Annotated in this window: 10 protein-coding genes; 4 read left to right on the top strand and 6 right to left on the bottom strand. The window is 74.8% G+C overall.

Features of this window, described 5'->3' with window-relative positions; all coding sequences use genetic code 11:
• The coding region (locus ACWEQL_RS03305; protein ID WP_452148435.1) for an NB-ARC domain-containing protein at positions 1-1,030 on the top strand (1,030 nt) is incomplete at its 5' end.
• On the opposite strand, the gene ACWEQL_RS03300 is transcribed toward ACWEQL_RS03305, so the two are convergent.
• The 6 genes from ACWEQL_RS03300 to ACWEQL_RS03275 all read right to left on the bottom strand — a co-directional run bounded on the left by ACWEQL_RS03300 (position 937) and on the right by ACWEQL_RS03275 (position 4,872).
• Complete coding sequence (locus ACWEQL_RS03300; RefSeq protein WP_452148434.1) at positions 937-1,434, bottom strand: S26 family signal peptidase; 498 nt, start codon at positions 1,432-1,434, stop codon at positions 937-939. The genes ACWEQL_RS03305 and ACWEQL_RS03300 overlap by 94 nt on opposite strands.
• The gene (locus tag ACWEQL_RS03295) at positions 1,434-3,254 is read right to left on the bottom strand and encodes an ABC transporter ATP-binding protein (RefSeq protein WP_452148433.1); all 1,821 of its coding nucleotides are present in this window, start codon (positions 3,252-3,254) and stop codon (positions 1,434-1,436) included. The genes ACWEQL_RS03300 and ACWEQL_RS03295 overlap by 1 nt, the downstream gene beginning before the upstream one ends.
• Positions 3,251-3,799: a TlpA disulfide reductase family protein gene (locus ACWEQL_RS03290; RefSeq protein ID WP_452148432.1), complete on the bottom strand. Its 549-nt coding sequence runs from the start codon at positions 3,797-3,799 to the stop codon at positions 3,251-3,253. Before ACWEQL_RS03290 ends, ACWEQL_RS03295 begins: the two co-directional genes overlap by 4 nt.
• A gap of 31 nt (positions 3,800-3,830) precedes the next feature.
• Entirely contained in the window at positions 3,831-4,361 is a 531-nt protein-coding gene (locus tag ACWEQL_RS03285; RefSeq protein WP_452148431.1) for a MauE/DoxX family redox-associated membrane protein, read from the bottom strand.
• 72 nt (positions 4,362-4,433) lie between these two features.
• Complete coding sequence (locus tag ACWEQL_RS03280) at positions 4,434-4,631, bottom strand: hypothetical protein (protein WP_452148430.1); 198 nt, start codon at positions 4,629-4,631, stop codon at positions 4,434-4,436.
• Positions 4,632-4,674: 43 nt separating this feature from the next.
• Positions 4,675-4,872: a hypothetical protein gene (locus ACWEQL_RS03275; RefSeq protein WP_452148429.1), complete on the bottom strand. Its 198-nt coding sequence runs from the start codon at positions 4,870-4,872 to the stop codon at positions 4,675-4,677.
• 376 nt (positions 4,873-5,248) lie between these two features.
• On the opposite strand from ACWEQL_RS03275, the gene ACWEQL_RS03270 reads away from it, so the two are divergent.
• The 3 genes from ACWEQL_RS03270 to ACWEQL_RS03260 all read left to right on the top strand — a co-directional run bounded on the left by ACWEQL_RS03270 (position 5,249) and on the right by ACWEQL_RS03260 (position 8,119).
• Entirely contained in the window at positions 5,249-5,509 is a 261-nt protein-coding gene (locus tag ACWEQL_RS03270) for a DUF3311 domain-containing protein (protein WP_452148428.1), read from the top strand.
• Positions 5,506-7,122, top strand: coding sequence for a monocarboxylate uptake permease MctP (gene mctP / locus ACWEQL_RS03265; RefSeq protein WP_452148427.1), 1,617 nt, complete (start codon positions 5,506-5,508; stop codon positions 7,120-7,122). The genes ACWEQL_RS03270 and mctP overlap by 4 nt, the downstream gene beginning before the upstream one ends.
• 163 nt (positions 7,123-7,285) lie before the next feature.
• Positions 7,286-8,119, top strand: a complete 834-nt coding sequence (locus ACWEQL_RS03260) for a histidine phosphatase family protein (protein WP_452148426.1) — start codon at positions 7,286-7,288, stop codon at positions 8,117-8,119.
• The last annotated feature ends 20 nt before the right edge of the window (positions 8,120-8,139 follow it).

Below are 8,139 nucleotides of genomic sequence, written 5' to 3'. Positions count from 1 at the left end.
CTGTCCGTCGCCCGCCCGGCCCGCGGGCCCGCGGCAGCTGCCGGGCGCCCCGGCCCACTTCGTCGGCCGCCAGGACGAGCTGGAGCGGATCGCCGCCCTGCTGGACGACCCGGACGGCCGCGCGGTGGTGATCGCCGGACCGCCCGGCATCGGCAAGACCGCGCTGGCCGTCCGGGCCGCCCACGACCTCGCCGGGCGCTTCCCCGACGGCGCCCTCTACCTGGAGCTCGGCGGCGCCCGCAAGCCCCGGCCGGCCGCCGAACTGCTCACCCGGGTGCTGCGCGACCTCGGCGCCCGGGACCTCCCCGCCGACCCCGGCGACCTGGCCGTACGGCTGCGCGAGCTGACCGCCGACCGCCGGATCCTGATCGTCCTCGACGACGCCCACCAGGAGGGTCAGCTGCTGCCGCTGCTGCCCGGCACCGGCCGCAGCCGGCTGCTGGTCACCGGCCGCGGCCGCCGCCTGGCCGCCGACCCCGGACGACTGCTCGACCTCGGCCCGCTCGCCCCGGACGACTGCCACGAGCTGTTCGCCCGGACGGTCGGCCGCCGCCGGGCGGGCGCCGAACCGGCCGCCGTCCGGGCCGTGCTGGCGCACTGCGCCGGGCACCCGCTGGCCGTCCGCAGCGCCGCCGCCCGGCTGGACTCCCGGCCCGACTGGCCGATCCGCACCTTCGCCGACCTGCTGACCGACGCCGAGCGCCGCCCGGAACGGCTCGGGCTGGACGACCCGGAGGTCGGCCGCCACCTGGAGGACGCCCTGCACCCGCTGGTCGACCGGCCGGAGTGGCTGCTGCGCCGGCTGCGGCGGCTCGGCCCGGAGGAGTACGAGCTGGCCGCGACCGCGCACGCGCTCGGCCTCTCCCCCGGGTACGCCGAGACCGTGCTGGAGCTGCTGGTGGACGCCCGGCTGCTGGAGTCCCCGGAGCCGGGCCGCTACCGGCCGGCCGGACTGCTGCGGGTGCTCACCGCGGGCCCGGCGCCGATCCGGGCCACCACCGTGCCGAGGATGCGGTCGGCCGGGAAGTAGCCCCACTGCCGGGAGTCCTCGCTGTGCTCGTGCTCCCCGGTCACCAGGATCCGTCCCGGCGGCACCACCGCCCCCGGGGCGGAGCCGGTGACCGCGAGCAGCTCCGGCGGTACCGGGTCGCCGGCGGCGGCCACCACCCGCTTCACGTACCAGCGGGCGTCGCCGGGGCCGCGCGGCACCGGCCCGGCCCAGCCGGCGCCCGGCTCGGGGCGCTGCAGGACCAGCTGCTCCCCCGCCCCCGGGCGCCGGCGCAGCCGGCTGACCAGCAGCCGGTCGCCGGGCATCAGCACCGGGCTCATGCTCAGGCCCCGGACGGTGACCAGGACGAGCGAGCGGCGCAGGCCCAGCAGCAGCGCGGCACCGGCCGGCAGGGCGAGCCCGGCGACGATCGCGAGCGCGGTCATCACGCCACCGCCCCGGCGTAGCCGGCCGCCTGCAGCCGGAACAGCCGGGCGTACTCGCCGCCGACGGCCATCAGCTCCTCGTGCGAGCCGGACTCGGTGATCCGGCCGCCGGCCAGCACCACGATCCGGTCGGCGCCGCGCACCGCCCCCAGCCGGTGGGAGATCAGCAGGCTGGTGACGCCCTCGCGGTGCCGGCGCAGCTGCTCGTGGATCTCCTGCTCGGCCTCGGCGTCCACCCCGGAGCTGGGCTCGTCCAGGATCAGCAGGTCGCGTCCGGACCGGAAGTAGGCGCGGGCCAGCGCCAGGCGCTGCCACTGGCCGCCGGAGAGCAGGGCGCCGGCGGCGGCCTCCTCCTCGGGCAGGTCCGGGTAGAACACCCGGCTGAGCAGGGTGTCGTAGCCGCGGGGCAGCCCGGCCAGCTTCGGGTGCAGTCCGGCGCGGGCGGCGGCGCCCTCCACGGCGGCCCGGTCGCCGGCCCGCGCCAGGTCGCCGAGGGCGATGTTCTCGGCGGCGGTGAGGTCGTAGCTCATGTAGTCCTGGAACACCGCGCCGAGCCGCTCGCGCAGCGCCTCGTGCGGGACCTCCCGCAGGTCGGTGCCGTCCCAGTGGATGCTGCCCCGGGTCGGCTCGTAGAACCGGCAGAGCAGCTTGACCAGGGTGGACTTGCCGGCGCCGTTGAGCCCGACCAGGGCGAGCGAGCCGCCGTACGGGATGGTCAGGTCGACGCCGCTCAGCACCCAGGGGCCGTCCTCGGTGTAGCGGAACCAGACGTCGCGCAGCTCGATCCCGGCCCGCAGCGGGGGCAGCTGCGCGGGTCCGGCGGCGGCCGGCGGGGCCGGGGCGGTGACCAGGTCGTCGTAGTGCCGCTGGAGCAGGACGCCCTGGTGGACGGCGGCGGCGTCGACGGCGAGCTGGGCGAGGCCGGTCTGCAGGCCGGCCAGCGCGGCGGTGAAGGCGGTCAGCCCGCCGAGGGTGAGCATGCCGTCGGCGACCCGGCCGACCGCCCAGAGCAGGCCGAGCGCGGAGAGCAGCGCGGTGGCCAGGGCGAGCGGCGCCTGCTGGCGCAGCACCCGCAGCTCCAGGGCGCGCTGCTCGCGGTGGACGGAGTGCTGCTCGGCGCTCATCCGGGCGCGCAGGAAGTCGCCGAGCCCGAACAGCCGGACCTCCTTGATCGCCTGCAGGTCGGTGAGCAGCCCCTGGTAGAAGACCTGGCGGCGGATCGCGTTGCCGGTGGTGACCATCAGCCGCACCATCCGGGTGGCGTTGCGGATCCGGGCCACCGCGGCGGGCACCGCGGCCACCGCGGCGGCCAGCGCGAGCAGCGGGCCGATGGCGAGCAGCACGCCGAGCAGGCCGGCCACCGTGACGGCGGTCCGGGCCACCCCGAACAGCGCGCCGAGCACCTGGCCGGGCACGGTGGAGCCGGCCTGCTGGGCGAGCCGGAGCCGGTCCAGGAAGGCCGGGTCCTCGAAGGGGCCGAGGCCGGGGATCCGGTTGACGGCGGCGAACAGCTCGTCCTGGACGTGGGCGGCCAGCGCCCGGGTGATCTGGTCCTCCAGGTAGCCCTGGACGTGCGGCAGGACGGCCTGCAGCACCCCGATCACGGCGAGCGCCGCGAGCGCGGGGGCGACCGCGGCGAGTCCGCGGCCGTCGGCGAGCCCGTCCATCAGGACCTTGAGCTGCCAGGCCAGCCCGGTGGGCACCAGGCCGAGCAGGACGGTCAGGGCGAGGTTGGCGGCGCTGGCCCCGGGGGCCGCGCGGCGCAGCAGCAGCAGGACGCGGCCGAGGGTGCGGATCCGGCCCGCCGGGGCGGCGGTCATGCGGCGGTGAACGCCGGCAGGTCGGCGAGGGTGACCGCGGAGTGTGTGACGTGCCCGTGCTCGTCCAGGAGGGCGAAGCCGGGCAGCAGGTCGACGGCCAGGCCCCGGCCGATCTCGCCGTTCGCCGGCTCGGTGACCGTCCGGGCCACGCCGGTGAGCCGGCCGGCGAGCGCCGCGGCCGCGTCCGGCTCGCCGGAGACCACGGCGAGGACCCGCTCGCGCCCGCCGGGGAAGTGCTCGGCGGCCTCCAGGAAGGAGGGCAGCGCCTCCTCGCAGCTGGGGCAGGTGGTGGAGAAGTAGCCGAGCAGGGCGGGCCGGCCGTGGAAGTCGGAGCCGGCCACCGGGGTGCCGTCCACGGTGATGGCGGTGAAGCCGGGCAGCGGGGTGCCGGGCCGGATCGGGACGGGCGCCGCGCTGTTGCGGTTCAGCGCGCGGCCGAGGTCGGTCTCGAACTGCCGCATCCGGCGCACCAGCAGCAGGGTGCAGAGCATGCTGGCGACGGCGATCAGGCCGACCAGGACGAGGGCGGCGACCAGAACGGGCATGGGAGCTCCAGGGGTTGTGCTCGGGCGAGCCTCAGCGAACGGGGCGGGCGGGCCGGAGCAGCTCGGCGGCCTCGTCCAGGAAGACGACGGTGAGGGTGGGCAGGGCGGCGGCGCCGAGCGCGAGCAGCAGCACGGCGGGCTCCGGCGCTCCCCCGGCGCCGGCGCCGGCCAGCGGGACGGCCAGGGCGGCCGCGAGGAGCGCGAGGTTGCGCACCACGTGGCGCGGGGCGACCGGTGCGGTGGCCCGGCCGAAGCAGGCGCAGGCGATCTGCCGGCCGGCCCGCAGCACCCGGGCCAGCAGGGCGACGAAGACGGCCATCAGCAGGACGGCGCCGACGGCGGCGACCGTCCGCAGCGGCGGGGCCAGCAGCGCGGCGGCGAGCACGGCCTCGGCGGCGGTCAGGGCGGCGGCGAGCGGTGCCACGGCGCGTCCGGTCAGCCCGGTGAGGGCGCGGACGGCGTCGCGGGCGGCGGCCCGGTCGCGGAGCTTGCCGAGCGCGGACGCGGCGAACACCCCGGACAGGGTGAAGGCGCAGCTCAGGACGATGAGTTGGCGGATCACGCGAGGACCTCTCCCCCGACGGGGGTGCCCCCGGCCCGGCCCAGGCGACCGGACCGGGGGCACACCGGTGGGTCAGGCGCAGACGCCGTAGTACTTGTAGTAGCTGGTGCCGACGCAGGTGGGGCTGATGACCCACCAGCGGCAGAACTTGCGGCCCACGCTGTCGCAGTAGCAGTCGTTGGTGGCCCAGTAGCTGCGCGGGGTGCAGGCGGCGGCCGCCTCGGTGCCCGGCACGAGCAGCGCGGTCAGCTTCTCGACGATGCGGTTCACGGTGTTCTCCCTCGGATTCGGACGGACTTCGGGCCGCGGAGCGTCAGGAGCAGGCGCCGTAGAACTTGTAGCCGAGGGAGTGCGCGGTGCAGTTGGCCGCGACGTACATCTTCTTGCAGTACTTGCGGAACATGTTGTCGCAGTAGCAGTCGCTGGTCCAGTACTCCTGGTAGGCGCAGCCGGCCTGGGCCTCGGTGGTCGGGACCAGCAGCGCGGTGAGCCTGGCGGCGATGCGGTTCACGGGGTTCTCCTCGCGACGGGATCCGGCCCAGTGGTCTGGACCAGTGATCGTGATCCTGCCGAGCCCGGCTGCAGCCGCCCTGCCCTCCGTGTGCAGACCGGCGCACGGGGGCGTGCAGCCCGGGTGCAGCACCCCGGCGTACGCGGGCGCGCCCGCGCGGGGGCGCGCCCGTCCGGAATGCGGAAAGTTCTGTCATTTCCGGTGACATGGCTCACGTCATGCTCTACATTTCGTCGCCGTACTGACTGCCGATCACCAGGGGTGCTGCTCGGCGGGTCCGGGGGGTGTGCGGTCCCTCCGGGCTGCGGCGCCACCGGGGTGAGCCCTTGGGACGGAGCCGAACATGTCCGCAGATGCGCAAGCCCCAGAACCTGTCATGCCCGAGCCAGCCGAACCGGTGCCGGCCGTGACGCCGGAGCGCGTGCTGGCCGCGCTCGCGCTGCTCGTGCCGGTCGTGGCGATGCTGTGGGTGTCCTCGTACGACAAGGCGGAGCCCGAACTGGGCGGGGTCCCCTTCTTCTACTGGTACCAGCTGCTCTGGGTGCCGGTCTCGGCCGTCTTCACGGTGGCCGCCTACCTGCTGGTCAACCGGGACGAGAAGGCCCGGCGCGCGGCGAAGGCCGGAGGTGCCCGATGAGCGACGTGAACGTCCCCGCCCTGACCGTCTTCGTGCTGTTCTTCGTCCTGGTCACCGTGATGGGCTTCCTGGCCTCCCGGTGGCGCAAGGCGGACAACGCCCTGCACCTGGACGAGTGGGGCCTCGGCGGCCGCAGCTTCGGGACCTGGGTGACCTGGTTCCTGCTCGGCGGCGACCTCTACACCGCGTACACCTTCGTCGCCGTGCCGGCCGCCGTGTACGCCACCGGCGCCGCCGGGTTCTTCGCGGTGCCGTACACGATCATCGCGTACCCGCTGGTGTTCCTCTTCCTGCCCCGGCTCTGGTCGGTCTCCCGGGTGCACGGCTACGTCACCCCGGCCGACTTCGTACGCGGGCGCTACGGCTCGCGGCCGCTGGCCCTGGTGGTCGCGCTGACCGGCATCCTCGCCACCATGCCGTACATCGCGCTCCAGCTGGTCGGCATCCAGGCGGTGCTGGACGTGCTGGGGGTCGGCGGCGGGGAGAGCACCAACTGGTTCGTCAAGGACCTGCCGCTGTTCATCGCCTTCGGCGTGCTGGCGGCCTACACCTACTCCTCCGGGCTGCGGGCGCCGGCGCTGATCGCCTTCGTCAAGGACACCCTGATCTACATCGTGATCATCGTCGCGGTGATCTACATCCCGATCCGGCTGGGCGGCTACGGCCACATCTTCGACGCGGTGGGCGAGAAGTTCAGCGCGCCCAAGTCGGCCGGCTCGCTGATCGTCCCCGAGAACAAGCAGTGGACGTACGCCACGCTGGCCCTCGGCTCGGCGATGGCGCTGTTCATGTACCCGCACTCGGTGACCGGCGTGCTCGCCTCGAAGTCGCGCAACACCGTGCGCCGCAACATGGCGATCATGCCCGCCTACTCGCTGATGCTCGGCCTGCTGGCCCTGCTCGGCTTCATGGCGATCGCGGCGGGCGTGGGCAAGGGCGTGCCGGGCTTCAACGCCCAGCTGTCCGTGCCGCAGCTGTTCGAGGACATGTTCCCGGACTGGTTCACCGGCGTCGCCTTCGCGGCGATCGGCATCGGCGCGCTGGTGCCGGCCGCGATCATGTCGATCGCGGCGGCCAACCTCTTCACCCGCAACGTCTACAAGGAGTACCTGCGGCCCACCGCCACGGCGGCCGACGAGACCCGGGTCGCCAAGATCGCCTCGCTGCTGGTGAAGGTCGGCGCACTGGCCTTCGTCCTGACCATGGACAAGCAGGCCGCGATCAACCTCCAGCTGCTCGGCGGCATCTGGATCCTGCAGACCTTCGTCACCATCGTCGGCGGCCTGTTCACCCGCTGGTTCCACCACTGGGCGCTGTTCGCCGGCTGGGCGGCCGGCATGGCCTACGGCACCTGGAAGGCGTACGGCATCGCCAGCCCGGCCACCAAGCACTTCGGCGGCTCGGCGGCCGAGATCCCGGGGATCGGCGAGATCGGCTACATCGGGCTCACCGCCTTCGTGCTCAACCTGGTGGTGGCCGTGGCCCTCACCCTGGTGCTGCGGGCCCTGAAGACCCCGGAGGGCCCGGACGAGACCCGGCCGGCCGACTACGGCGCGGACTCCGGCCGCGGCGACGAGCCGGAGAACGCGCCGGAGCCCGTGGCAGCGCACTGATACGCCCCGCGCGCGCCCTGTGATCGCGCCGCCTCCTCCGTGAACACTGGAGGAGACGGCGCGATCATATGTATGAACGACCGCCCGCCGAGGGACCACATGACGGGGACCACCTTCACGGGGACCGACGACCACGGGGACCACGACCACGGGGAGCAGCGGCATGGCAGACGGAACCACCGGCAACACCGGCACCGGCCTCAACGGCGACACCACCCTCACCACCGGAACCACGCTCACCGCCGGAACGACCTTCACCGCCGGCGGCCCGCTCAACGGACGGCACCGCGGGGCCGGCCGGCTGCCGTCCGTACTGATCGCCACCCGGCACGGCGAATCCACCGCCAACGTGGAGTTCCAGCTCGCCGAGGCCACCGGCGCGCTCAGCGTGCCGATCAGCTGCCGGGACGCGGACATCCCGCTGTCCCTCCACGGCCAGCAGCAGGCCCACGCGCTCGGCCGCTGGTGGGCCGCCCTGCCCAGCGCCGACCGCCCGCGCAGCGTCTGGTGCTCGCCGTACGTGCGCACCGCCGAGACCGCCCGGATCGCACTCGCCCAGGCCGCCGGGCTCGGCGCGGTGCCGATCTCGATCGGCATCCGGTACGACGAGCGGCTGCGCGACCGCGAGCTGGGCGTGCTGGAGATGCTGCCCAAGGCGGCGATCGAGGCCAGGTACCCCGAGGAGGCGGCGAGACGCCGCAAGATGGGCGAGCTGTACTACCGCCCGCCCGGCGGCGAGTCCTGGTCGGACGTCGCCCTGCGGATGCGCAGCCTGCTGCGTGACCTGGGCGAGGAGGAGGCCGGGCGCCCGGTGCTGCTGGTGGCGCACGACTGCACCGTCCTGATGCTCCGCTACGCGCTGGACCGGCTCACCGAGGGGCAGCTGCTCGGCCTGGACCAGGTCCGCAACTGCTCCGCCAGCGTCTGGCGGGCCGAGGACGGGCGGCTGCGGCCCGACCTGTGGAACGACACCGGGCACCTGGCCGCGGACGACTGAGCCGGGTCCTCGGGCGCGGG

This window comes from Kitasatospora sp. NPDC004240 (genome assembly GCF_053603215.1).
The sequence above is the reverse complement of the archived record's forward strand: the minus strand, read 5'-3'. Positions and strand labels throughout refer to the sequence as shown.

Bases quoted from the DNA above. Each gene is read 5' to 3' on its own strand.
- ACWEQL_RS03300 (WP_452148434.1), bottom strand. From the start codon at position 1,434: ATGACCGCGCTCGCGATCGTCGCCGGGCTCGCCCTGCCGGCCGGTGCC.
- ACWEQL_RS03295 (WP_452148433.1), bottom strand. From the start codon at position 3,254: ATGACCGCCGCCCCGGCGGGCCGGATCCGCACCCTCGGCCGCGTCCTG.
- ACWEQL_RS03290 (WP_452148432.1), bottom strand. From the start codon at position 3,799: ATGCCCGTTCTGGTCGCCGCCCTCGTCCTGGTCGGCCTGATCGCCGTC.
- ACWEQL_RS03270 (WP_452148428.1), top strand. From the start codon at position 5,249: ATGCCCGAGCCAGCCGAACCGGTGCCGGCCGTGACGCCGGAGCGCGTG.
- mctP (WP_452148427.1), top strand. From the start codon at position 5,506: ATGAGCGACGTGAACGTCCCCGCCCTGACCGTCTTCGTGCTGTTCTTC.
- ACWEQL_RS03260 (WP_452148426.1), top strand. From the start codon at position 7,286: ATGGCAGACGGAACCACCGGCAACACCGGCACCGGCCTCAACGGCGAC.